Origin of the sequence: Tsukamurella sp. TY48 (assembly GCF_019656655.1) — a bacterium.
Taxonomy (GTDB): domain Bacteria; phylum Actinomycetota; class Actinomycetes; order Mycobacteriales; family Mycobacteriaceae; genus Tsukamurella; species Tsukamurella strandjordii.
This window is the reverse complement of sequence record NZ_BPMV01000002.1, coordinates 14,109-38,361: the sequence shown is the minus strand read 5'-3', so window position 1 is coordinate 38,361 and position 24,253 is coordinate 14,109. Positions and strand designations below refer to the sequence as shown.

The following is a 24,253-nucleotide window of genomic DNA, read 5'->3' as shown; positions in this document are numbered from 1 at the left end:
TTGCTCGATTTCGACGCGATGCGGCGGTTGACTCGCGAATCACAGTCGACCCCGGTCCCGCTACGCTGCCCGAAACGCCGCAAGGCCGGAGCGTGGAAGGGAGTGCGGTGATCACCGTCGACGAGCACCTGCGCCGGATACTGGCCGCCGCGCGGCCCCTGCCCGCGCACTCGGTCGAGCTCGCCGCGGCCCTGGGCTCGGTGCTGGCCGAGGACGTGCGCGGCCGCTGGCCGGTACCGCTCTTCGACAATTCGGCGATGGACGGGTACGCGGTGCGCGGCGGCGATGCCACGCCGGGAGCGCGATTGCGAGTGGTGGCGGATGTCCCCGCCGGCAGCGGCGAGGATCCGCGGTTCGGCCCCGGTGAGGCCGTGCGGATCATGACCGGCGCGCCCGTCCCCACGGACGCCGATGCGATCGTCCCGCTGGAGGCGACCGACCTCGGTATCGCCGTCTCAGCCGTGGCACCGGAGTCGATCGTGGTGACGCGGGCGCCGAAGCCGGGGGCGCACATCCGGCGGCGCGGCGAGGACGCGGCCGCGGATGCGGTGACGGTGGCTGCCGGGACCGAGCTGGGGCCGTGGCAGCTCTCGGCGGTGGCCTCGGCGGGACACGATCGGGTCCGGGTGCGGCGGCGGCCGCGGGTGGCGGTGGTGTCCACCGGATCCGAGCTGGTGGCACCGTCCGCCGATCCCGCGCGGGGCGAGATCCCGGATTCGAACTCCTTCCTGCTGGCGGCCGCGCTGCGCGAGGCCGGGGCCGAGCCGGCGACGGTGCGCACCGTCGCCGACGATGAGGCGGCACTGTCGGCGGCACTCGCGGAGATCGAGGCGGATGCCGTGGTGCTCTCGGGCGGCGCCAGCGTGGGTGCCTTCGACGTGGTGCGCACCGTGCTGGGCAGGTCCGGAGTGCGTTTCGATTCCGTGGCCGTGCAACCGGGCAAGCCCCAGGGCTTCGGAGTGTCCGATGACGGCATGCTGGTGTTCTGCCTGCCGGGCAATCCGGTGGCGGTCGCGGTGTCCTTCGAGATGTTCGTTCGGCCGGCGGTGCGGTCGCTGGCCGGCCATCGGGAAGTGATGCGGCCCCGCATGATCCGCCGGGCGGCGGTGGGCTGGCGCTCCCCCGCGCAGCGCGATCAGGTGCTGCCGGTGATCGTCGACGACGAGTCGGTGCGGCCCGCCGCACGCGGCGGCAGCGGCTCGCACCTGGTGGCCTCCCTGGCGGACGCGAACGGCCTGGCGCTGGTCCCCACGGGGGTCGACGAAGTGGGGGTGGGCGATCCCGTGACGGTGCTGGTGCTCCGATGACGGTGACGGCCGCGCTGGTGCTGGGCGGCGGGCGGGCCACCCGCCTGGGCGGCGCGGATAAGGCGGCGGTCGAGATCGCCGGTGTCCCACTCGTGGAACGTGTCTACGCGGCGGTGCGCGGCCTGCCCGTGATCGCCGTCGGTCCGCCGTCCCTGGCCCGGCCGGGGATCACGGTGGTGCGCGAGGAGCCGCCTTTCGGTGGGCCGGTCGCCGCGCTGGCCGCCGGCGTCGCGGCGCTCTTGCCGGGGACCGGCGAGGTGCTGGTGTTGGCGTGCGACCTGCCGCGTGCGGCGGGCATCGTCGATCAGCTCACGGCCGCTCCCCTGCCCGACGATGCCGATGCGTTGGTGCTCCGCGACTCCGGCGGTCGCCTGCAGTGGCTGGCCGCCCGGTACCGGATGGCGCCGCTGCGGCGGGCGCTCGCCGCGCTGCCGGCGGTCGACGGTGCCCCGATGCGCGCGGTGCTGGACGGCCTCCGGTTCGTGGCCCTCGACGATGATCGCGATGCGGCCCTCGATCTCGACACCTGGGCCGATGTGGAGGGCTACCGCGACTAGCGGGTGGCCTCGAGCTGCTCCAGGATGAGGCCGGTCACGGCCTCAGGTGCCTGTTCGGGAGCCCAGTGGCTCACGTCCTCCAGCATCTCGAAGCGGTACGGGCCCGTGCAATAGCGCTCGGTGCCGAAGGCGACGGTGGAGCCGAAGGCCGCGTCGTCCGTGGGCCAGAGGTACATCGTGGGGACCTCGACGGTGCCGATCGCGGTGGCCGGGCGGCCGGAGCGGTACCAGTTCAGAGCGGCGGTCAGCGCGCCCGGCTCCTGCAGGCGCTGCACGTAGTCGTCGACAGTGCCGCGGGGTACGGCGCCGTCGAACATGCGGCGCAGTTCGCGGCCGTTCTCGGCGAGCATGGCGTTCTCGGTGGCGGGCGTCTCGCGCCACCGGATCATGTATTGGGAGCGGTTGTGCTGCTCCTCGTCGGTGCGCAGGGCCTCGGCGAGCGCCGCGGGGTGCGGAGTGGAGATCACCGTGAGCGAGCGCAGCCGGCCTGGATGCTCGGCCGCGGTCCACCAGGCCACAGCGCCGCCCCAGTCGTGGCCGATCAGGTCGAAGGTGGTCCAGCCCAGTGCGTCCGCGATGGCGACGACGTCCTCGACGAGCGGGGTCATCGCGTACTCGGCGGGGCGTTCGGGGCGCACGCCGGGCGAGTAGCCCCGCTGGTCGGGTGCCACCGCCCGGTAGCCGCGGTCGCCGAGTACCGCCAGCTGGTAGCGCCATTCGATCGCGGCCTCGGGGAATCCGTGGAGCAGGAGCACCGGGCGACCGTCCGGGGGCCCGGCCGCGATGGCGTCGAAGGAACCGGCGGGCGTGGCGATGGTGAGGTACTCGGTCACGAATCCGAGGCTAGGCGAGAGGTCTGTCAGTCCTCCGTGCGACAGTGTCGGCATGACTGATCTCACCGGCCTCACCCCCGCCGAGCGGCACCGCGCGGTCGCGAAGACCTTCGCGGACGTGTCGCGGTCCATCTCCGATTGGGACGCGCAGACGCCGGTGCCGGAGTGGCGGGCGCGCGATGTGGTCTCGCACCTGGTCGAGTGGCTCCCCGGTTTCCTGGAGTCCGTCGGAGTCGAGCTGATCGGCGCGCCCGCGAATGCGGTGGCCCCGGCGGAGGCCTTCGGCCTGCTGACGGCGGCGGTGCAGGGGCTGCTCGACGCCCCCGATGCCGACCGTGTGGTGTCCACCCCGATGATGGGCGATCTGCCGCTGAACCAGCTGGTGGATCGGTTCTACACGGCGGACGTGTTCATGCACACGTGGGATCTGGCTCGCTCCAACGGGATCACGCCCGATCTCGATCCCGGGTTCGCGGCCGGTCTGCACACCGGCCTGGAGTCGATGGGCGAGGCGCTGCAGCAGTCCGGTCAGTTCGGGGCGCCGATCGAGCCGCCCGCGGGCGCCGGTGAAGTGGTCTCGCTGATGGCCTACATCGGGCGCGATCCCGCGCACTGATCGTCGCGTGCTCACCGCTCCACCGTCCCCGTCCGATACCGAGGTACTGGCGGCGGTCCGCACCCACTGGGCGACCGATGCCGCGGCCGCCGTGTACCTGCCGGTCGGGTTCGGCGCGCATCACTGGCGGATCGACGATGCGAGCGGTCCGGTCCTGTTCGCCACCGTCGATGCCGATACCGAGTTACGTCCCCTCGCGGAGGCGGCGGCCGCGTACGGCGCGGCGGCGCGCCTGCAGGCGGCCGGCGTCCGTGGCGTCGTCGCGCCGGTGCCGTCGAGCGCCGGGACCGCGGTGGTGCAGCTCGACGGTGCGGGCCTGAGCGTCACGCCGTGGCTGCGCGGAACGACCCCGTCGGAGCACGAGGCCCGCGCCCACGCCGCGGAGACGGCGGAGCTGTTGCGCGGCCTGCACGCGGCCCAGGGCGACGGCGTCCCGCGGTGGCGCACCCGGGTTCGCCCCGGGCTCGCCGACGCCATCGCGGAGGCCACCGCCGGACCGTGGCGTTCGGGCCCGTTCGGCGAACCCGCACGGCGCGCGATCCGATCCCGGCTCGCCGAGATTCTTACCTGGACCGGGCGGCACGCGGCGCTCGTCGAGCGTGCGCTCGCGGTCGAGTGGGTGCCGACGCATGGCGAACCGCACCATGCGAATCAGTTGCGGACACCGGCGGGTCTGGTGCTGGTGGACTGGGAGTCCCTGCGCCTCGCGCCGCCCGAGCGCGATCATCTCGATCTACCCTCTGACCTGCGCCGCGAGGTGGGCTCGCGGGATTGGGCGGTCGAACTGTTCGAGTGGGAATGGCGGCTGACGGAGATCGATGAGTACCTGGAGTGGTTCCGCCGTCGGCACTCCGGCGGCCCCGACGACGAGGCAGCGTTCGTCGGGTTGCAGGAGGAGTTGAACATCGCATGAAGAAGCGATGCGATAGCAACCATGGGGGCCGGTTTAGGAGTACTGTCTGCGCCGTGAGGGAACACCCCCACACGTACTCGATTACAGGGAGGACAGCGCATGTCTTTCGCAGATGACGCGAAGAACAAGGCCAACGAGCTCAAGGACAAGGCCAAGGAGGCCGGTGCCAAGCTCGAGCAGGACGCTGCGAACGCGCGCGACGCCGCCTCTGAGGCTGCCGAGAAGGCCAAGACGAGCGTCGAGAACAGCGTGAACTCGGCCAAGGACAAGCTGTCCGGCAACTGATTTCATCCCGCCGATGCGGCCGAATCGATCATCGATTCGGCCGCATCGTCGTTTCCTGGGTCAGCGGGGCGTGCAGATGACCACGGGGATGTCGCGGTCGGTGCGCTTCTGGTACCCGTCGTAACCGCTGTAGGCCTTGACGATCTGCGGCCACAGCGCGGCCTTCTCGTCGGCGGTGGCAGAGTGCGCGGTCCACGGCGAGGTCACGTCGTCGACGGTGATCTCCACATCCGGATTGGCGACGAGGTTCTTGTACCAGTCGGGGTTGTCGGAGTGGCCGCCCTTGGATGCGACAACCACTACGCGGTCCGGCGAGTACAGCGGCGCGGTGAGCATGGTGGAGCGTCGCTGGCCGGACTTGCGCCCCACGGTGTGCAGTTCGAGGGTCTGCATGCCGAGAACGCGCTTGGGGAACCGTCCGCCGGTGACCGCGAGCAGCGCGCGGTGGCCGTTCTCCAGTCCCCACGCACCGAGCTCGGTGACCTTGTCTGAGAGTGTCATGCCCACATCATGCCCGCGGCAGCGGACCGACGCGATGCGCGAACACCCACAGCGCGTTCTTTCCGGTGTTCTCGGCCATGATCCCGACAACGCGGCATCCGCCGTGGGGATTCCTGATCGATCGACCACTCTCCTGCGAGACGGCGAAAACCGCTGGTGCGGAGGAATACTCGGCTACTGCGCGGAGAAGGTGGACGCGAGGCTCGACACGGCGCGCGCCAACATCGTGCGGCGAACCGCGACCGCGGAGGCGTCGCCGCCCGTCGGAGCGATGAGCGCGGGTGACGCCGAGGCCCAGGCGGTGACGAGGCCGAGCGCGAGGGCGAGCACGTCGGCGGATCGGTCCCCGAAGCGTGCCGCGAGCGCATCCGTCTTGGCGCTGTAGGTCTCGGCGTCGTTCGCAGTGATCACCGGCCGCTCCAAGTTCGCCCAGGTGGTCAGCCGGAGCGTGTCCGGGTGGGCGAGCAGGTAGTCGAAGAGCCGGACGGCGTAGTCGGCGAGGTCGTCGGCATCGAAGGCGACGGCCTCGGCCATCGCTCCCAGTGCCGCACTCACGACCAGGTCGAAGAGCTGCTCCTTGGGTCCGAAGTGCATGTAGATGGACCGCTTGTTGGCCTGAGCCTGATCGGCGATGCGGTCGATCCGCGCTCCGGCCAGCCCGAACTCGGCGAACTCCTGCCGCGCGGCGGCGAGAATCCGCCGCTTCGTCTCGGTCGCGTCGGGTGGCACGTGACGGACAGTACCGAAACGGTTTGTAACTAACCAGTTATTGACAAACGTCCGGAACGGAGGCACGCTCGATGACACCCACCCGAACGAGACGAAAGAGACCCATGTCGAAGAAGATCCTCATCACCGGAGCCAGCTCCGGATTCGGCCGCGGCGCGGCGATCACCCTCGCTCGCGCCGGCCACTCCGTGGTCGCCACCGCCGAGACCTGGCCGCAGGTCCGGAGCCTGCGCGCCGACGCCGCCGAGGCGGGCGTCCAGCTCGACGTCATCAAGCTCAACCTGCTCGACGACATCGACATCGCCCACGCGGCGAAGTACGACCCCGACGTGCTGGTGCTCAACGCCGGCGTCATGGAGGGCGGATCGGTCGTCGACATCCCCCTGGAGCGCGTCCGGGAGTCGTTCGAGATCAACGTCTTCGGCCACCTGGCACTGGTCCAGGCCATCGTGCCGAAGATGGTGGCCCGCAAGTCGGGGAAGGTGGTGTGGACGTCGTCGATGGGCGGCATCCTCGTGGTCCCGTTCCTCGGCGCGTACTGCGCCACCAAGCATGCGATCGAGGCCATCGCCGGTTCGATGAAGGCCGAGCTCGCACCCCACGGCGTCCGAGTGGCCACCGTGAACCCCGGCGTCTTCGGCACGGGCTTCAACGACACCGGCGCCGAGAGCTACGTGCAGTGGTACGACGAGGACACCGCAGTCGTGCCGATGCCCGATTTCGGGGACAGCCTGGCCGATCAGGCCGACCCGCAGGAGATGATCGACGCGATGGTCGAGATCATTCCCGCCGATGAGCACCTGTACCGGACCATGCGCCCGCTGGCCACCATCGACGCCGCGAAGCAGTGGCAGGAGACGGAGTGGACGCAGAATGCCTGAGATCACGCTCGACCATGCGAACCGGCTGATCACCCAGGGGATCGCGGCCGCGGAGGCCGCGGGCGTCAAGGCCGTCTTCGCCGTCCTCGACCAGGGCGCGAACCTGGTGGCCTTCGCCCGGACCGATGGCGCATGGCTGGCCTCGAACGAACTCGCCCAGGCCAAGGCGCGCACCTCGGTGATGTTCCAGGCGCCGACCGCCGCTTTGGCGGCTCCGGTCGAGATCGGTAAGCCGGCGCTGCATTTCGATCACATCCACTCCCCCGGCCTCCTGCTCGTAGGTGGGGGCGTGCCCCTGTTCGACGCCGATGGGGCGCTCATCGGCGGCCTGGGAGCGTCGGGCGGTTCACCCGAGCAGGACGATGCGCTCGCGCGGGCCGCAGCCGCCTAGCGGGCGTCCGGCTCGAGACCGCCCACGATGAGTTCGAGGCCGAACGCGAACTGCGCATCGAATCCGGGGTCCTCGGATCCCGGGCCCGCGTGCGCAGCTGCGGCTTCGACCAGATAGGGATAGTCGGCGGCGGAGACGGATAAGACCGCCTCCGCCGCCGCGTCCCGCACCGTCCGGTCTGCACCGACGGGCAGGCTCTGCTCCGCGAGCACACTGCCGTACACGTAGCCGTCGAGCGCGCCGATCGCCCGCACGGCGCCGCGCACCGAGAACCCGGTGCGGCGCAGGAGCCCCAGCGCCGCATCGTGATGGCGCAGGGTGGCCGGCCCCGGATCGCGTCGCGAGTCCATGACGCCGATCGCCCACGGATGCCTACGCAGCGCGTCGCGCGTCGATCCCGCGAGCGCGCGCACACCGTCCCGCCACGGCACGTCGGGCCCCGGGAGCTCGATCTCCCCGAAGACCGCGTCGATCATGCCTCCCACCAGCGCGGCCCGGTTGGCCACGTGGTTGTAGAGCGACATCGCCTCGACCCCCAGTTCGGCCGCCACCGCGCGCATCGTGACCGCAGCGAGATCGGCACCGTCGGCCAGCGACACCGCGGCTCCCACGATCCGCTCCCGCGTCAGCGGAGCCCGTTTCCGCTCGACCATCGACCCTCCCGACTCTTGCGCGAACTTACACAGTAAGCCTACTGTACTTACAACGTAAGTCAGAGATGGGAGCATCGTGGGCAGCAGGGACATCCACCGGATCTGCGTGATCGGCGCGTCCGGCAAACTCGGCCGATACCTCATCGGCCACGCCCTCGATCGGGGGTACGAGGTGGTCGGCGTCTGCCGGGAGCGCAGCGTCGGCAAGCTCGTCGATCTCGCCGACCGGATCACGATCGTCGGGGGCGACACCGATGACCGGGAGGCGGTGGCACGCGCGGTCGCAGGCTGCGACGGGGTGCTGACGGTGCTCGTGCCGTGGGGCGTGCGCGGCTACGCGTCGGGCACCGCACAGGCGGTCCTGGACTACGCGGAACCGGACGCCCGCTTGGTCTTCTCATGCGGCTGGCACGTCCCGCGCGACGACCGCGACCACTACTCCCGCGGCAGCCGCCTCGCCCAGGCCACCGTCACCCGGGTCATGCGGGCGCTGCGGGTGATGGACATCGACGACCAGGTCGCCGCGGCGCGGCGCGTCTTCGCCAGCGACCGACACTGGACCGTGGCGCGCGGCAGCACGTTGGAGGAGGGCCCGAGCGAGGGGCCGCCGCTGTGGGCCGAGCACGTGGGCGATCCGCTACTGGCGCGCGATCGCACCCGTCGGGTCGATTACGCACTCTTCATGATCGAGGCGCTCACCGACGACACCTTGATCCATCGCGCCCCGGCGATCGTGGGCCGCTCCGCTCCGGCGGCGGTGTCGGCATGACCGGGGTGCGCACGCGCACGGCGGTCGCGGGCGAGCTCGACGCGCTCTCCGCACTGTGCGCCGACGCCTTCCACGACGATCCGCTCACGAGGTGGACGCATCCGGACGCGGCGATGCGGCCGCCGATTCTGCGGATGATGTTCGCCGCGGCGCTGAGCCACGCCCTCACGACCGGCGACGTCCTGGTGGCGACCGGCGCCGACGACGCGGTCGTCGGCGCGTCGATATGGCTGACCGAGGCGAGCAGCGGCGACATCCCCGGCGACGATCCGCTCGCCCACCGGATGCGTGCCATCCAGGCCGCCACCGACGCCGCCCGTCCGCACTCGCCGCACGTGTACCTGCCCTCGATGGCCGTCGACAGCCGCCTGCGCGGCCACGGCATCGGCGCGGCGCTCATGGCCGACGGTGCGGGCCGCGCCGCGGCGCGCGGACTCCCGGTGTATCTGGAGGCGTCGTCCGAGGACAATCGCCGGTTCTACGCGCGGCACGGCTTCGCAGACAGGGGCGGTCCGGTGCGGATCACCCCGGACGGACCGACGATCTGGCCGATGTGGCGCGAATCCCATTGAGCCACTGCCGGGATGCGCGCCGGCCGTTCGACTGATACACAGTGCTTTGTGTCGTTAACGATCTCTCGTCTCCCCTCGCTGCGCCGGACGGCCGCGATGAGTCCCGCGCGCACCGCTCTCGCCGGCGGCCTGCTCGCGGCATCGGTGCTGTACTTCCTGGCCGAGGTCGTGGTCGCATCGCGGTGGCCGCAGCCGTACAGCTGGACCGGCAACATGATCAGCGATCTGGGAGTGCCCGAATGCCTCGGCGACATGAGCCGATTCGGCGATCTGGCGGTGGCCGATCGATACATCTGCTCACCCTGGCATCCGGTGATGAACGCGGCCTTCGTGGCGGTGGGGCTACTGGGCATCGCCGCCGCTGCGGCGCTGCTGCCGCGCATCCCGCGGCCGTGGGACCGGATCGTCCTCGCACTGGCGGCGATCAACGGGATCGCCCTGGCATGCGTGGGCCTGTTCCCCGGCAGCGCAGGGGAATTCCCGGGCGGACCGCCCGTGCGGACCGTGGTGCACCCGATCGCGGCGTACGTCGAGCACGTCTCCGGTATGGCGCTGATGGCGATCGCGATCGTGCTCCTGGTGCCCCGCCGGTGGGACCTCGCCGGGGTGACCGCCCTGCTGTTCGGGATCTCCGGGCTCGCCGCGCTGGTGATTCCGTGGGGCAATCCGATCGGCCCGGGAGGTACCGAGCGCGCCGCGATCGATCCGTTCCTGTGGTGGCGAGTGGCCGTGGGCGTGGCCCTGCTCGTCGTCGCCGTCCGCGTCGGACGCGCGAACGCGGCGTCCGCACAACCCGACTGACCCCGAACAGCAGAATCGCGGGCCCTCGGTGAGGACCCGCGACTCGTGGTGTCGGGCTGACAGGATTTGAACCTGCGACCACTTGACCCCCAGTCAAGTGCGCTACCAAGCTGCGCCACAGCCCGCCGCCCCGCTCGCGCGGTGCTGTACGAGACTACCCCACCGCATCACCGGGCGAGAAATCGCCTGGCCGCTTCCCCGAGCGGCCTGCCGATTCGGGCGAATCGCCCTACCGTGGAGGCACTCGGACGAAGGGCGCGCACCATGACGATCGGACGTCACCCCCGCCTCGCGACGGCGGCCGCAGCGCTGCTCCTGCTGACCGCGTGCACGCAGGCGAGCCCCTCGTCGCCCCCGGGCACGGGCACCCCGTCGGCACAGTCGGGCGGCGTGGCCACCGTTGTCGACCGGCTGGACGCGCCGTGGTCGATCGCCTTCGCCGGGACCGCGGCACTGGTCAGCGAGCGGGACTCGGGCCGGATCCTGGAGCTGGTCGGCGGTTCCACCCGCGAGGTGGGCAGGATTGACGGTGCCGTGGCGCGCGGCGAGGGCGGGTTGCTGGGCATCGCGGTGCGCGACGGCGCGCTGTACGCCTTCTTCACCACGGACGCCGACAATCGCATCGACCGCTACGAACTCCGCGGTTCCGCGGGCTCGTACGCGCTCGGACCGTCCCGCTCGATCCTCACCGGCCTGCCCGCGGCGTCCACCCACAACGGCGGCCGCATCGCCTTCGGACCCGACGGCATGCTCTACGCCACCACCGGCGACGCCGGCTTGCCGGACCGGGCACAGGATCTGGACTCCCGCGCCGGGAAGATCCTCCGGATGACGCCGGACGGTGGCCGTCCGGCCGACAATCCGTTCCCCGGCTCGCTGGTCTACAGCTACGGGCACCGCAACGCCCAGGGAATCGCCTGGGCACCGGACGGGAGGATGTACGCGAGCGAATTCGGCCAGAACACCTGGGACGAACTCAACGAGATCCAGGCCGGCGCGAACTACGGCTGGCCGGAGGTCGAGGGGATCGGTCGGCGCACGGGCTTCGTGGATCCGCTGCAGCAATGGCCCACCTCCGAGGCCAGCCCGAGTGGTATCGCCGTCGTCGGCGACCGGCTGTACATCGCGAACCTGCGCGGGCAGCGCCTGCGGGTGGTGCCGCTCGCCGCCCCGTCGACCTCGACCGAGCAGCTCGTCCGCGAATTCGGGCGGCTCCGCGATGTGGCGCCCGCACCCGGCGGCGGCGTGTGGGCGCTGACCAACAACACCGACGGTCGAGGCGCCCCGCGCGCCGGCGACGATCGGATTCTTCGAATCAACTGACCTGCACGGACGCCCGCGACCGCGCTACAGTTGCCCGCATGAGGCGTGCACTGTTGGCGATCGCGGCGGCGGCGGCCGTCGTGGTCACCGCGACGCCCGCCGACGCCGAACCGGCGATCGACGCCGACCGCTACCGCACCGACGGCGGCGACTACGCCTTCCAGTACCGCTACGAGGGCGCGAACCGCAACTGCACCGTCAGCGCCGAACCCACCACCGTCCGGTGCGTGATCGCTCCACCCGCCGGGACCCGGATCACCGTGGGCCGGCGCGTGGTGCGGCCGAACGCGATCGAGATAACGGAGCGCGGCTGGCGGTACCTGGAGGACCGGACGCCCCAGGAGAAGCTGCGAGCGCTCCCCGAGGGGGCGCGCCTGTCGGTGCTCGGGGCGTCGTGCACCGCGATCCGCGGCGGCGGGATCGAGTGCACGCTCAACGGGGTCGGCTTCCGGCAGGCGTCCGGCACCTTCGCGCCGCAGGGCAAGCGCGCCCGGTAGCGGTCAGCCGACCAGCTTGGCGCGGAGCCGCTCGACGGTGCCGTCGTCCACCCCGAGCCCGTCCCGCACGTAGCCCTCCACCCCGCCGAAGCGGCTGTCCGCCTCGTCGAACGCGGCCTCCAGCGCCTCCGGGAAGACACCGGCGAGAACGCGGGCGGCCTCGCCGACACCGCTGCCCTTGGCCTCGGTGGCCTTCGCCGCGATGGCCTCGATGGTGGCGGCCGAGTACTCGTTGGTGAGGAGGTAGTCGTCCATCACATCGTCCTGCGAGACACCCACCAGGCTCTGCACCAGCGCGGCCGCCCAGCCGGTGCGATCCTTGCCGGCACTGCAGTGGAAGACGTGGGCGCCGCCGTCGTCGGCGATCCGCCGCAGCAGCCCACCGAACTCCGCCCGCGCGGAGGCGTCGCGCACGAACAACCGGTTCACGTCGATGAGCAGGTCACGTGCCCCCGCCGCATCCGTCAGCGAGGCGGGGTCCAGGGCACCCAGATCGAGCTCGTCCCCGATCACGTTGAACCGCACGTACTCGGCACCGGCGAGCACCACATCGGGCTTCGGCGTGACCTCCGCCGTGGTCCGCAGGTCGAAGATGCGCGTCAGTCCGAGCGCACCCAACCGGGTGCCGTCGACCGACTCGGCATCGAGCGCGTTCGACCGGAACAGGATTCCGCCGCGCATCCGCCCACCGTTCGCCGCATATCCCGCACGGCCCGCCACATCGCGGAAGTTGTCCACGCACCGAGCGTAGCGAACCGGTCAGGCGCGCTCGTACGGGATCTTCTCCCCCGCGGTCACCGCGAAGGGCAGGCGATTACCGGCCGGCGGCAGCGGGCAGGTGGCGAAGTCGATGAAGGCGCACGGCAGGTTCACCGCACGGTTGAAGTCGAGCACCACCTCACCGCCCGTGGCCAGCACCGACGGTGCGGCCTCGATCGCGAGACTGCGGTTGGCGGCGTAGGTGCTCACGCCCGAGGTCTCATCGGTGAACAGCACCGACAGGCCGTCGACCTTCCCGTTGAAGGCCACCAGCCGGGTGCGCGTGCCGTCGTGCTCGATCACGAGCTCGCCGGGCGAGACGTACACGTGCTCGAGCCCCTCGGCCACCGCGCCCACGGTGACCTCCCGCGGCTCGGGATAGGGCTCGAAGGTGGCCGTCAGCACCCAGGCGGGGTCGGGCTCGTAGGTGGGCACCCCGCGGAAGTCGCGTACCGCGGGCGCCTCCGGATCGTGCACGCGGATGAGGTACCCGTCGCCGCGGTGCGCCACCTCGATCTGCGTGCGTCCCGCCCCGATCAGGCTGCCGGGTGCGGTTGCCCCACTGACGAATCGGTGGGTGCCGACCACATCGATGTCGTCGCCCGGCTCGGCGGTCACGTAGGCGGCGACCCCGTCGTGATGCCAGGTGCCGGGGATCCCGTCGAACCGCTGCGGCTCGGTGTCGAGCCACTCGAGCCGCGAGATGGCCAGCCACCCCAGCGGCGTCGCCAGCTCGCGTTCGCGCCGGCTATGCCAAGCGTTCCAGGTGTCGGTGAACACGTTCGCCGTGGCCGTCATGGTTCCTCCTCGGGTCGTCACTGGTCCAAGCGGTCCAACGCACCGCTCCAACGGGTTCATCGCATTCCGCGCACCACGAACGCAATCCGGGCACGGCGTCGGCGGCGGGCGGGGTCAGCGCCAAGACGATCAGCGCGTCGAGCGGCACGTCCGCCGGGACCTCGACGCGGCCGGCCAGGCGCGCACCGTCGGCGCCGCGGATCAACAGCTGCCGCATGCGGGCACCGGCCAGGTGCACGCCGGGCCAGGCGACATCGGCCAGCGTGTGATGCGGCGGGATCGGCCCGTCGATATCGCACAGGACCACGGGGCCCGAACGGACCATGCGGCCCACTCGGGTCACGAGCACACCGTCGCACGACGGTCCGCGGCCCAGCAGCCCGCGCGCGGGCGCGCCGGCTATCAGGACCTCGTCACCGTCCATGACCGTGCCCTCGGGCCAGATCGTGGGGTCGAACGAGCGGGCCACACCGGCCCGGGCGAGCGAGGGAAGTACCTCCATCAGAGTCACGTCTACCGGTCTACGCCGGGGCGCGGCACGACGAAAGAGCCGCGACCGTCAAAGTCGCGCTAAGACTGTCGCGGGGGTCAGACCCCGTCCTCGGCGCACGGCAGCTTCCCGGCCTTGACCGCGGCCTGCGCTGCGGCGTAGTCCTTCTCGTTCTGATCCGCGTAGGCCACCGCGAAGGAACCGATGGCCTGGTCGAACTCCGGCCCCTTGCCCAGGTACTCGGCGGCGGTCTGCGCCGCGGGCGACTGGGAGTGCGCGCGAGCGAGCAGTGAGGCGCAGGCCTGGCCGTACCGCTCGAACTGGTCCAGGGTGAGCAGCTCGGTGACCACCGAGCCCTTCATGTCGCGGAACTGGCGCCAGTAGTAGTCGTGATCGTTGATCGTGGGGGTGAAGCCGAGGAACGGGTCGGACTGGGCCTGCAGCGTCTGCTGACCGACGACCACCCGGAAGGCCTGCGCACCGCTCGCGGGCACGCGGGGCGGCATCACCTGCGGCCCGAGCTTGCCGTAGGTCTCGAGCACCGACTGCGAGGCCTCCTTCACCTGGAGGAACAACGTCTCGTGGCCGCCCTCGGGCAGATCGCGGCCGAGCAGGACGATGAAGCAGCGGGTTCCGACGCTGCCCACGCCCACCACCCGCAGTGCCCAGTCGAGCACGGTGAACTGCGACAGCAGCACCGCCACATCGGCGCGCACCGAATCGAGGTACTTGGTGAACGCGCCCTCGAACTCGGCCACCAGGTTCGCCGGGGCGGGCACGAGGGTGGGCGGCTGGGCGACGATCTGCGGTTCGCCGGACTCGCTGGTGGCGGTGATCTTCTCCACCATCCGCGCCGAGGTGCGCTTGCGCGCCTTCTTCGCGGTCTGCTCGATGAGGTCCTTGAGCGACTGATCGCCCGATTCGGTGGCCGCGGCCGTCAGGGTGTCGACGTCGACCGAGACGAAATACCGGTCCACGGCGCCCATCTGCATCAGCTCGCGCAGCCGGGTCCGATAGGCCCCGACCGCCTTGACGACGGCCTCGGTGCCCTGCGCATCGGTGTAGCTGTTGTCCCGGGCCGCGATCATGATGCTGGCGGCGAGCCGCTTGACGTCCCACTCCCACGGAGCGAAGGCGGCCTCGTCGAAATCGTTGACGTCGAACAACAGTCGCCGCTCCGGCGATGCGAAGAGGCCGAAGTTGGAGATGTGGGCGTCGCCGCAACTCATCACGTGGGCACCGATGCTCGGCGTCCCCGACAGATCGTGCGCCATCAGCGCAGCGCCACCGCGGTAGAAGGAGAAGGGCGAGTGCAACATCCGGGAGACCCGCACGGGAACCAGATCCTGGATGCGAGTCTCGTTCTGCTCCTGGATGATCCGGACCGGGTCACGGTCGTCGGCCGCGAAGTCGGCATGCGCGGAGCGCGGTGCGTTCTTGCGGAGTTCCTTGCCACTGGGCGATGTCGCAGTCATACCGGAAAATGCTAGACCCGCACCACCTCCACAGAGTGGGCTTTGGTGTCGCAAATTGTCTCGATACGGCCGCCGGCGTGAGCAGCCCCACACCGGAAGATAGGTGAGCCTTACTTGTTTTCGGTAGCATGGTCACGAAACCGACTTGGGAGTGACTATGACTGAAAACCCCGCTACCGCAAAGCCCCGCCGCCCGCGCCCGCAGTACGAGCTCACCGTGGTGCAGACTCAGCGGCTGAGCGAGCACCTGGTCCGCGTGATCGCCGAGGGTGAGGCCCTCGCCGGTTTCGCCGATCCGGAGCTGCCCGGGCTTCCCAGCACCGACAGCTACGTCAAGCTCCTCTTCGGCGAGGTCACCCGCACCTACACCGTGCGCACCTTCGATCGTGCGGCGCGCCGCATCGCCATCGATTTCGTGGTGCACGGCGACGAGGGACTCGCCGGGCCGTGGGCCCAGCGCGCGCAGTCCGGCGATCGCCTGGTCCTCATGGGCCCGGGCGGCGCCTATTCCCCCGCCCCGGACACCGGCTGGCACCTACTCGCGGGCGATCTCTCCGCCGTGCCGGCCATCGCCGCGGCGCTCGAGGCGATGCCCGCGGACGCCCGCGGCGTCGCCTTGATCGAGACCGCCGACGCCGAGCGCCTCGACCTCACGGCACCGTCGGGCGTCGAGGTGCGATGGCTGCACAACCCGGACGTCGCCGACGTCGACTTCCTGGCGCGCGCGGTGCGGGAGGCCGCATGGCCCGACGATCGATCGTCGGCACAGGTCTTCGCCCACGGCGAGCGCGAATCGATCAAGGCGATCCGGCGAGTGCTGCGCGACCTCGAGATTCCGCGCGATCGGCTGTCGATCTCCGGGTACTGGGCGCGCGGGCGCGCCGAGGACGCCTTCCAGGCCGAGAAGCGCCAGCCCATCGGCCAGATCGAGTAGCCGAGCCGAACGCGGACGTGTCCGCTGTCACAGCGAACTCGGGTTGGTGATTGTCAACACAAAACACCCCGCGAGAGCATGGATTTCAGACACTTGCGGATAATTTGTCTACCTGTGGACTTAGCACCGGTTCCGGGATTCGCCCCCAGCGCGAAGCAGCTGCGGACGCGCGGAATCGCGGTCGTGGCGGTGATCGCGGTGATCCTGCTGACGGTGTGGGCGTACAACGAGTACAAGCCCCGCGACCGCTTCTCGGTGACTCTGCGGACCCCCGTGGTGGCGGCGGGAATCGTGGAGGGCGCCAAGGTCCGGATCCAGGGCGTCGAGGTGGGCAACGTCAGCGGGATCGAGCGGCTCGGCAACGGCCAGCAGGGGGTCACCCTCTCGCTCGACGGTCCGCAGGGCCGCAGCCTGACCAACAACGTGGAGGCCGCGTTCTCCGCGGGCAACCTGTTCGGCGTCTCCGAGGTCGTCCTGACCCCGCACGACGGCGGCGGGCCGCTGGCGAGCGGGGCGGTGATCGCTCCCACGAAGCCGATCAGCGACAACACGGTCTCGAACATGATCACCACGATCGGCGACGTCAACGACGATGCGCTGCGCCCCAACATGAGTCAGCTGCTGCTGAACTTCGACGCCTCCTCGAAGGCGATGCTGCCCCTGTTCACGGCGCTGGGCAGCGTGACGCAGGCGATCAGCGACACGCAGAAGCTGAGTACGGCCGCGACCTTCCCGCTGATCACCGAGACGATCCAGTCCGCGGATTCCGCGGTGGCGGCGATGCTTCCCGGTTTCCAGATCCAGTCGAAGCTCCCGCTGCTGCACAACGGCAACAGCCAGAAGATCAAGCCGATGCTCGATCAGGGCATCAACGACGAGCGCACCGGCCTGCTCGCCGGACTCCAGCGGATCCTCACACCCGAGGCGCTGGACGCGCTGCGCACCCTGACGCCGGCCGGCGTGAGCCTGATGCAGCCGATCCTCAACGCCTTCCCGAACGGCAGCGCCAGCGGGGTCGGAATCCAGTTCGGCCAGTTGCTCGACAACGTCCGCAGAGCGATGCCCGACGGCCCGAACGGCCCGACGCTGAACCTGCGCCTGCAGGTCTACTACCCCGCCGTCAGCGCGGCCCTACCGCCCGAGGCGACCGCCAGCCCCGCTGCCAAGCCGGGCGACAAGCCGGCGGCCCGGCCGAAGCCCTAGCCGCGAGTCAGGCGGTCAGGGCGCGGTCCCGGGAGGGTGTGACCGGCAGGAGCATCGCGAGGCCCAGAGCGAGGACCAGCACGATGGCGGCGATGCCCGCCCGGTCGGTGCCGAAGGCCGCCACGAAGAGGGTGAACAGGGCCGGGGCGAGGAACGACGCCGCACGGCCGGTGGTCTGGTAGAGCCCGAACATCTGGCCCTCGTGGCCCGGGGTCGCCATCCGGGCCAGGAGGCTGCGTGCGGACGACTGGGCGGGGCCCACGAAGACGGTGAGCATGAGTCCGAAGATCCAGAACATCGTCGTCCCGGAGACGAACAGCAGCACGATCCCGGCGATGATCATGCCCACCAGCGAGACCACGATCACCGCCTTCGGGCCCACGGAATCGTCGAACCTACCGGCCACCAGTGCGCCGATCGCGGCGAAGACGTTCGCGGCCACGCCGAACAGCAGCACCGTGGACGCGGACATGCCGTAGACGCTCACCGCGAGCACGGCACCGAAGCTGAACGTGGCGGTGAGGCCGTCACGGAAGACGGCGCTGGCGATGAGGAAGTACACGGCGTTGCGATCCGCGCGCCACAGCTGCGCGACGGACGCGAACAACGCCCGGTAGCTGTCGACGAGTCCGCGGCGGGCCGGTGCGGCGGGATCGCGCGGCACCTCCGGCACCGCGAACAGCACCGGCAGGGCGAAGATCCCGAACCACAGCGCGGCGAACAACGCGACGAGCCGGATGTTCATCCCGCCCTCGGTGCTCAGCCCGAGGAATCCGCGGGTGTCGCCCTCGCCGGAGATGAACCCCAGGTAGCACACCAACAGGATCACGATGCCGCCGAAATAGCCCGACGCCCAGCCGATACCGGAGACCCGGCCGATCGTCGCGGGCGTCGAGACCTGCCGCAGCATCGCGTAGTAGGGCACGTTCGCGAGCTCGAAGAAGACGGTGCCCGTGGCCAGCAGCAGGAGACCGAGCCACAGGTACTGGTAGTCGTCGCGCACGAAGAAGCAGCCCAGCATGGTGAGGAACAGCAGGGCGCTCCACACCGCGAGCGAGAACCTGCGGCGGCCGGCCTCGTCCGAGCGCTGTCCCAGCACCGGCGCGAGGACCGCCACCAGGACCCCGGCCGTCGCCAGCGCTCCGGAGAGGTAGGCGGTGGCCGGAATCGATCCGGGCAGGTTCTTCCCCACCGAGTCGGTCAGGTACACCGAGAAGACGAAGGTGACGATCACGACGTTGAAGGACGCGCTCCCCCAATCCCAGGAGCACCACGCCAGGAGCCGACTGCGCGGCGGCGCGACCTGCCCGTCGGCGTCCGACGGTGCCGGACTACTTGCGGGCACGCTTCTCCCGCACGCGCACGTTGACGCGGACGGGCGAACCCTCGAAGCCGAACTCCTCCCGCAGCTTCCGCTCCAGGAAGCGGCGGTAGCCCGCCTCCAGGAAGCCGGTGGTGAACAGCACGAAGGTGGGCGGGCGAGTGCCGGCCTGGGTGGCGAACAGCACCTTCGGCAGCTTCCCCCCGCGCAGCGGCGGCGGCGTCGCGGCCATCACATCACGCAGCCAGTTGTTCAACCGGCCGGTGGGGATGCGCTTGTCCCAGGACTCGAGCGCGGTGTCGATCGCGGGCACCAGCTTCTGCAGGGCGCGACCGGTCTGCGCGGAGATGTTCACCCGCTGCGCCCACGGCAGCTGCACCAGCTCGCGATCGATCTCCTTCTCGAGCTGGTACCGGCGGTCCTCATCGACCAGGTCCCACTTGTTGTAGGCGATCACCAGTGCGCGACCGGATTCCACCACCATCGACAGCACCCGCAGGTCCTGTTCGGTGATGGGCTGCGAGGCGTCGATCAGCACGATCGCGACCTCGGCCGCCTCGATGGCGCCCTTGGTGCGCAGCGAGGCGTAGAACTCGTGCCCGTTGGCCTGATTGACCTTCTTGCGCAGGCCGGCGGTGTCGATGAACTTCCAGGTCTTGCCGCCGAGCTCGACGAGCGAGTCCACCGGATCGACGGTGGTGCCCGCCACGTTGTCCACCACTGAGCGCTGCTCGCCGGTCAGCTTGTTGAGCAGGGAGCTCTTGCCCACGTTGGGCTTTCCGACCAGTGCCACGCGCCGGGGGCCGAGTCCGCCGGTGCCCTCGCGGGGCGTCTCCGGCAGCTTCTCCAGGATCACGTCGAGCAGATCGCCGGTGCCGCGGCCGTGCACCGCCGAGATGGTGTGCGGTTCACCGAGTCCCAGGCTCCACAGCGTGGCGGCCTCGGATTCGGCGCGCTGATCGTCGACCTTGTTGGCCGCCAGGATGACCGGGGCCTTCGAGCGGCGCAGGACGCGCGCCACGGCCTCGTCGGTGGTGGTGGCGCCCACGGTCGCGTCGACCACCACCACGATGGCGTCGGCGGTGCGCATGGCGATCTCCGCCTGCTGCGCGACCGACTGCTGCATGCCCTTCGCGTCGGGCTCCCAGCCACCGGTGTCCTGCACCAGGAACCGGCGCCCGGCCCAGTTGGCCTCGTAGCTGATCCGGTCGCGGGTCACGCCGGGGATGTCCTCCACGACCGCCTCGCGGCGGCCGAGGATGCGGTTCACCAGGGTCGACTTGCCCACGTTCGGACGGCCGACGATGGCCACCGTCGGCAGCTTGGCGGTGGCCTCCGCGGCCTCCGCTTCGAGGTCGCCGAACTCGCCCCCGAACTCGTCTCCGTAGCCGTCGAAGTCGGACTCGTCCTCCCACACACCGTCTTCGGTGACGGGCGCGAATTCCAGTTCGTCACTCATCGCACACTCTCCTCCAGTCGCGCGGCCAGCTCCGCCACCGCGGCGACGGTCTCCTCGAGCGTGAGGTCCGACGAATCCACGATGACCGCATCGTCTGCGGGCCGCAGGGGCGAGACCTTCCGCGTCGAGTCCAGGCCGTCGCGGCGCTGTACGGACGCGAGCACCGCGTCGTAATCGCTGGGCAGTCCCAGCTCGATGTTCTGCTTGTGGCGCCGTCCGGCGCGGGCCTCCGCGGAGGCGGTCAAGTACACCTTGAGCGGCGCATCGGGGAAGACGACGGTGCCGATGTCGCGCCCCTCCACCACGATCGGTGTCTCGTCGTCCTCGGCCACCGCGCGCTGATAGGCCACCAACTGCTCACGCAGCGCCGGGACCGCGGAAACGGCGGACACGGCGGCGGTCACGTCGTCCTCCCGGATCCTCCGGGTCACCGATTCACCGTCCAGCTCCACCTGCTCGCCCAGCGGGTCGCAGCCCATCGCCAGGGGCAGATCGTCGGTCGCCGCGGCGATCGCCGCGGGATCGTCGAGCGCGACCTCGCGGTCGAGCACCCACACGGTGGCGGCACGGTACATCGCGCCGGTGTCCAGATAGCGCGCCCCGAGGCTCTCGGCGAGGCGACGGGCCACCGTCGACTTGCCGGTACCCGAGGGGCCGTCCATCGCGATCACCAGAGTCATGCCACTCACATTCCCACCGCCTTGTACAACGACTCCACCTCGTCGCGCCCGAGCACGCGCAGCGAGCCCGGCCGCTGATCGCCGAGGGCCACGGTGCCCACGTGCGTGCGCACCAGGCGCTGCACCGGGTGGCCCACTTCGGCCAGCAGGCGGCGCACGATGTGCTTGCGGCCCTCGTGCAGCACGATCCGCACCATCGACTTGCCCTCGGACGCCTCCAGCACCGAGAACCGGTCCACCTTGGCGGGGCCGTCCTCCAGCTCCACGCCGTCGCGCAGCTTCTTACCGAGGTTGCGCTGCACCTCGCCGTTCACCCAGGCCAGGTACGTCTTGGGGACCTCGTACGACGGGTGCATCAGCCGGTGCGCGAGTTCGCCGTCGTTGGTGACCAGCAGCAGGCCCTCGGTGTCGGCGTCGAGCCGGCCGACGTGGAACAGCCGCTGTCCGGCGGCCACGCGCTCGGCCACGATGTCACCCACGCAGGGGCGGCCCATGTCGTCGCTCATCGTCGAGTGCCAGCCGCGGGGCTTGTTGAGGGCGAGGTGCACCAGGCTCTCGTTGACCACCACGCGGACACCGTCCACGCGGACCACGGCCACCGACGGGTCGACCCGCAGGCCCTGCTCCGTGACGATCTCGCCGTCGACCTCGACGCGGCCGTCGGCGATCATCTCCTCGGCGACGCGCCGCGAGGCCACACCGGCCTGGGCGAGCACCTTCTGGAGCCGGATCTTCTCGCCGTCGCCGCCGGGGTTCGACGGTGCGCGATCGTCCGGATCGCGCACGGGAACGTTCTGCGTGCGGGCGGGTTTCGCATTGGAGAGCTTGGGGGTGTTGTTCCGCGGGGGCGCCTCCGAGGGGCTGCGCCGCGGCCCCTGGCGGGGCGCCGTCTTGCGTTTGTCGTTCGAGGAGGATCGGTCCGGTGTGCCATCACGGCGAGCGGGTCTGTTCATGATCGATCCATTGTCGCAGGACGCGCGGGATTTCGGTACTCGACGCTCAGGCGTCCGGATCGAAGCCGATCACGTCGCTGCTCTTGCGGCCGAGTTTCGCGAATCGCGGCTCGTCGTCGAGGGTGGTGCTGAGGTCCTCGATCACGTCCACCTCGGGCAACAGCGGCGCCAGCGGCGGCAGCTCGTCGAGGGAGGTGAGGCCCAGTCGCTCCAGGAACAGTTCCGTCGTGGCGTAGGTCGTGGCACCCGCATCACTGCCCACCTCGCCGATCAGACCGCGGGCCGCGAGCGTGCGCATCACGCCGTCGACGTTCACGCCGCGGATCGCGCTCACCTGGGACCGGCTCACGGGCTGCTTGTAGGCGATCACGGCGAGGGTCTCCAGCGCGGCGCGGGTGAGCTTGGAGCGCACGCCGTCGAGCAGCAGGCGTTCGACGTAGGGCGCGTACTCGGCCCGGCTGTAGAGCCGCCATCCCTCGGCGGATTCGCGCAGCTCCATCCCGGAGCGCCGCTCGGTCAGCTCGGCGGCCCAGGCCCGCAGGTCGGCGGTGATCCGCTCCTCGGGTTCCTCCAGCGCCACGCCGAGCGATTCGGCCGATGCCGGCGCGTCGATCACCAGGAGCAGCGCTTCGAGCGAGGACCGTAGTTCGTCCGGTTCCATGCCCTCGACCAGCGCGAAACCGTCGTCTTCCGGTGCGCCGTGGTCGTCGGTCGGCGCCGCAGCGGGCGCGGCTTCCGCGGGGGTGTCGTCCTCGGTCGTGGGGTGTTCGTCGGTCACTCGTCCTCCTCCGGGGGCGCCTCGTCGTATTCGTCGTCGGCGCGCACCGCCACCTCGTCCTTCTCCCCCGACCAGCGCACCTTGAGCTCGCCCAGGGCCTCCGGCTGATCGAACAGGACGGCGCGCTCGCGGTACAGCTCCAGCAGTGCGAGGAAGCGCGCGATCACGGCGATACCGGAGTCGCAGTCCGAGACGATCTCCGCGAATCCGGACCAGTGGCCGGGCCGTTCCCGCAGGCGCGCGGCGATGAGTTTGGCCTGTTCGGGCACCGAGACCTTCGGCACGTGCAGGTGCCCGAGGCCCACCGTGGGCTTCTCCTTCGGCGTGAACGCCGCCGCCGCGACCAGCGCGAACTGCTCCGGATTCACGCCGAGCTGCACCGGCGGCACGAGCTGCTCGTACCGCTGTTCCAGTCCCACGGCCCGCGGGTAGCGACGGTTCGCCTTCGCTTCGAGCTGCGCCATGAGCTCGGCGACCTGCTTGTACGCGCGGTACTGCAGCAGCCGCGCGAACAGCAGGTCGCGTGCTTCGAGCAGCGCGAGGTCTTCATCGTCTTCGACCTCGCCCGCCGGGAGCAGCCGCGCGGCCTTGAGGTCGAGCAGGGTGGCCGCGACCACGAGGAATTCGGTGGTGGCGTCGAGGTCGGCCGCGGCGCCGAGTTCCTTGGTGTACGCGATGAATTCGTCGGTCACCACGTGCAGCGCCACCTCGGTGACGTCCATGCGGTGCGCGCCGATCAGCTGCAGCAGCAGGTCGAACGGGCCCTCGAAGTTGGCCAGGTGCACCTGGAAGCCCGACGGTGCCTCGACCGCCTCCGAGGCCTCCGCCGGTGTGGGCGGGTCGAGGGGTGCGACGGCCTCGATCGGCTCGGGGGCCGCGGTCTCGGTCACTTCTCCTGCGCGATGACCTCGCGCGCGAGTGCGCGGTAGGCGTTCGCGCCCGACGACTTCGGCGCCCAGGACGTGATGGGTTCACCGGCGACGGAGGTCTCCGGGAAGCGCACGGTGCGCGAGATCACCGAGTGGTAGACGGCGTCGCCGAAGACCTCGACCACGCGGGCCATCACGTCGCGCGAGTGCAGGGTGCGGGCGTCGAACATGGTGACCACGATGCCCGCGAGGTCGAGCCGCGGGTTGAGGCGATCGCGCACCTTGTCGACGGTGTCGGTGAGCAGAGCGAGACCGCGGAGCGCGAAGAACTCGCATTCCATCGGGATCAGCACCTGATCGGCGCAGGCCAGGGCGTTCACGGTGAGCAGGCCGAGGCTGGGCTGGCAGTCGATCAGGATGTAGTCGTAGCGGTCGAGGACCGGGTACAGGGCCCGGCCCAGGGTCTGTTCGCGGCCGACCTCGTTGACCAGCTGGATCTCGGCGGCGGAGAGGTCGATGTTGGAGGGCAGCAGGTCGAGACCCTCGACGCGGGTGCGCAGGAGCACGTCGTCCGCGGAGACGCGCGACTCCATCAGCAGGTTGTGCACCGTGAGTTCGAGCTCGTGGTGGGCCACGCCGAGTCCGGCGGAGAGCGCGCCCTGCGGATCGAGGTCGACGAGCAGCACGCGGCGCCCGTAGGCCGCCAGCGAGGCACCGAGGTTGATGGTGGTCGTGGTCTTACCCACGCCGCCCTTCTGGTTGCAGACCGCGATCACCCGGGCGGGGCCGTGCGTGGTTTTCGGGGTGGGTTCAGGGAATTCGACCTTGGGTCGCCCGGTGGCGTCGAGGCTCTCGTCGTGCGGGTCCCGTGCTGCGGGGTGGTGCTGCAGCTCGCCCAGGTCCAGG

Annotated in this window: 29 protein-coding genes and 1 tRNA gene; 14 read left to right on the top strand and 16 right to left on the bottom strand. The window is 70.6% G+C overall.

Annotated elements, in window-relative coordinates:
* Positions 1 to 107 precede the first annotated feature (107 nt).
* Together glp and TTY48_RS15965 are read left to right on the top strand one after the other, a co-directional pair.
* Positions 108 to 1,307 carry a gephyrin-like molybdotransferase Glp gene (glp, locus tag TTY48_RS15970; RefSeq protein WP_220658653.1) on the top strand — a complete coding sequence of 400 codons (1,200 nt, stop codon included), beginning with the start codon at positions 108 to 110 and terminating at the stop codon, positions 1,305 to 1,307.
* Complete coding sequence (locus TTY48_RS15965; RefSeq protein WP_255585777.1) at positions 1,304 to 1,864, top strand: molybdenum cofactor guanylyltransferase; 561 nt, start codon at positions 1,304 to 1,306, stop codon at positions 1,862 to 1,864. The genes glp and TTY48_RS15965 overlap by 4 nt, the downstream gene beginning before the upstream one ends.
* Here the strand turns inward: TTY48_RS15965 and TTY48_RS15960 are convergent.
* A complete protein-coding gene (locus TTY48_RS15960; protein WP_255585776.1) occupies positions 1,861 to 2,697 on the bottom strand; it encodes an alpha/beta fold hydrolase in 837 nt (278 codons plus the stop codon). The two genes, TTY48_RS15965 and TTY48_RS15960, sit on opposite strands and share 4 nt — an antisense overlap.
* Before the next feature lie 52 nt (positions 2,698 to 2,749).
* Between TTY48_RS15960 and TTY48_RS15955 the strand changes: the two genes are divergently transcribed.
* The 3 genes from TTY48_RS15955 (at position 2,750) to TTY48_RS15945 (ending at position 4,511) form a co-directional block, all read left to right on the top strand.
* On the top strand, positions 2,750 to 3,313 hold the full coding sequence (locus TTY48_RS15955) for a maleylpyruvate isomerase N-terminal domain-containing protein (protein WP_220658652.1): 564 nt from the start codon (positions 2,750 to 2,752) through the stop codon (positions 3,311 to 3,313).
* A gap of 7 nt (positions 3,314 to 3,320) precedes the next feature.
* On the top strand, positions 3,321 to 4,226 hold the full coding sequence (locus TTY48_RS15950) for an aminoglycoside phosphotransferase family protein (RefSeq protein WP_220658651.1): 906 nt from the start codon (positions 3,321 to 3,323) through the stop codon (positions 4,224 to 4,226).
* Positions 4,227 to 4,325: 99 nt separating this feature from the next.
* Entirely contained in the window at positions 4,326 to 4,511 is a 186-nt protein-coding gene (locus TTY48_RS15945) for a CsbD family protein (protein ID WP_220658650.1), read from the top strand.
* 60 nt (positions 4,512 to 4,571) lie between these two features.
* On the opposite strand, the gene TTY48_RS15940 is transcribed toward TTY48_RS15945, so the two are convergent.
* On the bottom strand, positions 4,572 to 5,012 hold the full coding sequence (locus tag TTY48_RS15940) for a nitroreductase/quinone reductase family protein (RefSeq protein ID WP_220658649.1): 441 nt from the start codon (positions 5,010 to 5,012) through the stop codon (positions 4,572 to 4,574).
* A gap of 174 nt (positions 5,013 to 5,186) precedes the next feature.
* On the bottom strand, positions 5,187 to 5,741 hold the full coding sequence (locus TTY48_RS15935; protein WP_220658648.1) for a TetR family transcriptional regulator: 555 nt from the start codon (positions 5,739 to 5,741) through the stop codon (positions 5,187 to 5,189).
* 104 nt (positions 5,742 to 5,845) lie between these two features.
* Here TTY48_RS15935 and TTY48_RS15930 point away from each other — a divergent pair, with 104 nt between their 5' ends.
* The gene (locus TTY48_RS15930; RefSeq protein ID WP_220658647.1) at positions 5,846 to 6,622 is read left to right on the top strand and encodes an SDR family oxidoreductase; all 777 of its coding nucleotides are present in this window, start codon (positions 5,846 to 5,848) and stop codon (positions 6,620 to 6,622) included.
* Positions 6,615 to 7,013: a heme-binding protein gene (locus TTY48_RS15925; RefSeq protein WP_220658646.1), complete on the top strand. Its 399-nt coding sequence runs from the start codon at positions 6,615 to 6,617 to the stop codon at positions 7,011 to 7,013. The genes TTY48_RS15930 and TTY48_RS15925 overlap by 8 nt, the downstream gene beginning before the upstream one ends.
* Here the strand turns inward: TTY48_RS15925 and TTY48_RS15920 are convergent.
* Positions 7,010 to 7,666 (bottom strand): TetR/AcrR family transcriptional regulator, encoded by a 657-nt coding sequence (locus TTY48_RS15920; protein WP_220658645.1) that lies wholly within the window; start codon positions 7,664 to 7,666, stop codon positions 7,010 to 7,012. The genes TTY48_RS15925 and TTY48_RS15920 overlap by 4 nt on opposite strands.
* 76 nt (positions 7,667 to 7,742) lie before the next feature.
* On the opposite strand from TTY48_RS15920, the gene TTY48_RS15915 reads away from it, so the two are divergent.
* From TTY48_RS15915 to TTY48_RS15905, 3 genes are read left to right on the top strand one after another with little or no spacing between them, the layout of a single operon-like run.
* A complete protein-coding gene (locus TTY48_RS15915; RefSeq protein ID WP_220658644.1) occupies positions 7,743 to 8,435 on the top strand; it encodes an NAD(P)-dependent oxidoreductase in 693 nt (230 codons plus the stop codon).
* Entirely contained in the window at positions 8,432 to 9,007 is a 576-nt protein-coding gene (locus TTY48_RS15910; RefSeq protein WP_220658643.1) for a GNAT family N-acetyltransferase, read from the top strand. The genes TTY48_RS15915 and TTY48_RS15910 overlap by 4 nt, the downstream gene beginning before the upstream one ends.
* A gap of 48 nt (positions 9,008 to 9,055) precedes the next feature.
* Entirely contained in the window at positions 9,056 to 9,808 is a 753-nt protein-coding gene (locus tag TTY48_RS15905; protein ID WP_220658642.1) for a DUF998 domain-containing protein, read from the top strand.
* A 51-nt stretch (positions 9,809 to 9,859) separates the two neighbouring features.
* On the opposite strand, the gene TTY48_RS15900 is transcribed toward TTY48_RS15905, so the two are convergent.
* Positions 9,860 to 9,933: transfer RNA gene (locus TTY48_RS15900), tRNA-Pro, on the bottom strand.
* A gap of 139 nt (positions 9,934 to 10,072) precedes the next feature.
* On the opposite strand from TTY48_RS15900, the gene TTY48_RS15895 reads away from it, so the two are divergent.
* Positions 10,073 to 11,131, top strand: a complete 1,059-nt coding sequence (locus TTY48_RS15895) for a sorbosone dehydrogenase family protein (RefSeq protein ID WP_220658641.1) — start codon at positions 10,073 to 10,075, stop codon at positions 11,129 to 11,131.
* A gap of 38 nt (positions 11,132 to 11,169) precedes the next feature.
* Complete coding sequence (locus TTY48_RS15890; RefSeq protein ID WP_220658640.1) at positions 11,170 to 11,628, top strand: hypothetical protein; 459 nt, start codon at positions 11,170 to 11,172, stop codon at positions 11,626 to 11,628.
* A 3-nt stretch (positions 11,629 to 11,631) separates the two neighbouring features.
* Here TTY48_RS15890 and TTY48_RS15885 read toward each other — a convergent pair whose 3' ends face one another.
* The 4 genes from TTY48_RS15885 to TTY48_RS15870 form a co-directional block, all read right to left on the bottom strand.
* On the bottom strand, positions 11,632 to 12,366 hold the full coding sequence (locus TTY48_RS15885) for a tyrosine-protein phosphatase (protein WP_220658639.1): 735 nt from the start codon (positions 12,364 to 12,366) through the stop codon (positions 11,632 to 11,634).
* Positions 12,367 to 12,387: 21 nt separating this feature from the next.
* Positions 12,388 to 13,185 carry a DUF1684 domain-containing protein gene (locus tag TTY48_RS15880; protein ID WP_220658638.1) on the bottom strand — a complete coding sequence of 266 codons (798 nt, stop codon included), beginning with the start codon at positions 13,183 to 13,185 and terminating at the stop codon, positions 12,388 to 12,390.
* Positions 13,136 to 13,687, bottom strand: a complete 552-nt coding sequence (locus tag TTY48_RS15875; RefSeq protein ID WP_220658637.1) for a hypothetical protein — start codon at positions 13,685 to 13,687, stop codon at positions 13,136 to 13,138. The genes TTY48_RS15880 and TTY48_RS15875 overlap by 50 nt, the downstream gene beginning before the upstream one ends.
* 86 nt (positions 13,688 to 13,773) lie before the next feature.
* Positions 13,774 to 15,150 carry a DUF2252 domain-containing protein gene (locus TTY48_RS15870; protein ID WP_220658636.1) on the bottom strand — a complete coding sequence of 459 codons (1,377 nt, stop codon included), beginning with the start codon at positions 15,148 to 15,150 and terminating at the stop codon, positions 13,774 to 13,776.
* A gap of 157 nt (positions 15,151 to 15,307) precedes the next feature.
* On the opposite strand from TTY48_RS15870, the gene TTY48_RS15865 reads away from it, so the two are divergent.
* Together TTY48_RS15865 and TTY48_RS15860 are read left to right on the top strand one after the other, a co-directional pair.
* Entirely contained in the window at positions 15,308 to 16,084 is a 777-nt protein-coding gene (locus TTY48_RS15865) for a siderophore-interacting protein (RefSeq protein WP_220658635.1), read from the top strand.
* A 114-nt stretch (positions 16,085 to 16,198) separates the two neighbouring features.
* Positions 16,199 to 17,287 carry an MlaD family protein gene (locus TTY48_RS15860; protein WP_220658634.1) on the top strand — a complete coding sequence of 363 codons (1,089 nt, stop codon included), beginning with the start codon at positions 16,199 to 16,201 and terminating at the stop codon, positions 17,285 to 17,287.
* A gap of 7 nt (positions 17,288 to 17,294) precedes the next feature.
* Here TTY48_RS15860 and TTY48_RS15855 read toward each other — a convergent pair whose 3' ends face one another.
* Genes TTY48_RS15855 through TTY48_RS15825 form a run of 7 tightly spaced genes read right to left on the bottom strand, consistent with a single transcriptional unit; the run spans position 17,295 to position 24,252 of the window.
* Positions 17,295 to 18,632: an MFS transporter gene (locus TTY48_RS15855; RefSeq protein ID WP_220658633.1), complete on the bottom strand. Its 1,338-nt coding sequence runs from the start codon at positions 18,630 to 18,632 to the stop codon at positions 17,295 to 17,297.
* Positions 18,619 to 20,067, bottom strand: coding sequence for a ribosome biogenesis GTPase Der (gene der / locus TTY48_RS15850; protein ID WP_220658632.1), 1,449 nt, complete (start codon positions 20,065 to 20,067; stop codon positions 18,619 to 18,621). Before der ends, TTY48_RS15855 begins: the two co-directional genes overlap by 14 nt.
* Positions 20,064 to 20,747: a (d)CMP kinase gene (gene cmk / locus TTY48_RS15845; protein ID WP_344185549.1), complete on the bottom strand. Its 684-nt coding sequence runs from the start codon at positions 20,745 to 20,747 to the stop codon at positions 20,064 to 20,066. The genes der and cmk overlap by 4 nt, the downstream gene beginning before the upstream one ends.
* A 5-nt stretch (positions 20,748 to 20,752) precedes the next feature.
* A complete protein-coding gene (locus tag TTY48_RS15840) occupies positions 20,753 to 21,700 on the bottom strand; it encodes a pseudouridine synthase (protein ID WP_220658630.1) in 948 nt (315 codons plus the stop codon).
* 46 nt (positions 21,701 to 21,746) lie between these two features.
* Positions 21,747 to 22,478 carry an SMC-Scp complex subunit ScpB gene (gene scpB / locus TTY48_RS15835; RefSeq protein ID WP_255585775.1) on the bottom strand — a complete coding sequence of 244 codons (732 nt, stop codon included), beginning with the start codon at positions 22,476 to 22,478 and terminating at the stop codon, positions 21,747 to 21,749.
* Positions 22,475 to 23,368, bottom strand: a complete 894-nt coding sequence (locus TTY48_RS15830; protein ID WP_220658629.1) for a ScpA family protein — start codon at positions 23,366 to 23,368, stop codon at positions 22,475 to 22,477. The genes scpB and TTY48_RS15830 overlap by 4 nt, the downstream gene beginning before the upstream one ends.
* A complete protein-coding gene (locus tag TTY48_RS15825; RefSeq protein ID WP_374758740.1) occupies positions 23,365 to 24,252 on the bottom strand; it encodes a ParA family protein in 888 nt (295 codons plus the stop codon). Before TTY48_RS15825 ends, TTY48_RS15830 begins: the two co-directional genes overlap by 4 nt.
* Position 24,253: the final 1 nt, after the last annotated feature.

Excerpts from the sequence above, each read along its gene's own strand:
- TTY48_RS15925 (WP_220658646.1), top strand. The coding sequence starts at position 6,615 with ATGCCTGAGATCACGCTCGACCATGCGAACCGGCTGATCACCCAGGGG.
- TTY48_RS15910 (WP_220658643.1), top strand. The coding sequence starts at position 8,432 with ATGACCGGGGTGCGCACGCGCACGGCGGTCGCGGGCGAGCTCGACGCG.
- TTY48_RS15955 (WP_220658652.1), top strand. The coding sequence starts at position 2,750 with ATGACTGATCTCACCGGCCTCACCCCCGCCGAGCGGCACCGCGCGGTC.
- TTY48_RS15895 (WP_220658641.1), top strand. The coding sequence starts at position 10,073 with ATGACGATCGGACGTCACCCCCGCCTCGCGACGGCGGCCGCAGCGCTG.
- TTY48_RS15890 (WP_220658640.1), top strand. The coding sequence starts at position 11,170 with ATGAGGCGTGCACTGTTGGCGATCGCGGCGGCGGCGGCCGTCGTGGTC.
- TTY48_RS15965 (WP_255585777.1), top strand. The coding sequence starts at position 1,304 with ATGACGGTGACGGCCGCGCTGGTGCTGGGCGGCGGGCGGGCCACCCGC.
- TTY48_RS15840 (WP_220658630.1), bottom strand. The coding sequence starts at position 21,700 with ATGAACAGACCCGCTCGCCGTGATGGCACACCGGACCGATCCTCCTCG.
- TTY48_RS15865 (WP_220658635.1), top strand. The coding sequence starts at position 15,308 with ATGACTGAAAACCCCGCTACCGCAAAGCCCCGCCGCCCGCGCCCGCAG.
- TTY48_RS15870 (WP_220658636.1), bottom strand. The coding sequence starts at position 15,150 with ATGACTGCGACATCGCCCAGTGGCAAGGAACTCCGCAAGAACGCACCG.
- TTY48_RS15930 (WP_220658647.1), top strand. The coding sequence starts at position 5,846 with ATGTCGAAGAAGATCCTCATCACCGGAGCCAGCTCCGGATTCGGCCGC.
- TTY48_RS15875 (WP_220658637.1), bottom strand. The coding sequence starts at position 13,687 with ATGGAGGTACTTCCCTCGCTCGCCCGGGCCGGTGTGGCCCGCTCGTTC.
- TTY48_RS15940 (WP_220658649.1), bottom strand. The coding sequence starts at position 5,012 with ATGACACTCTCAGACAAGGTCACCGAGCTCGGTGCGTGGGGACTGGAG.
- TTY48_RS15945 (WP_220658650.1), top strand. The coding sequence starts at position 4,326 with ATGTCTTTCGCAGATGACGCGAAGAACAAGGCCAACGAGCTCAAGGAC.
- cmk (WP_344185549.1), bottom strand. The coding sequence starts at position 20,747 with ATGACTCTGGTGATCGCGATGGACGGCCCCTCGGGTACCGGCAAGTCG.
- TTY48_RS15880 (WP_220658638.1), bottom strand. The coding sequence starts at position 13,185 with ATGACGGCCACGGCGAACGTGTTCACCGACACCTGGAACGCTTGGCAT.
- der (WP_220658632.1), bottom strand. The coding sequence starts at position 20,067 with ATGAGTGACGAACTGGAATTCGCGCCCGTCACCGAAGACGGTGTGTGG.
- TTY48_RS15920 (WP_220658645.1), bottom strand. The coding sequence starts at position 7,666 with ATGGTCGAGCGGAAACGGGCTCCGCTGACGCGGGAGCGGATCGTGGGA.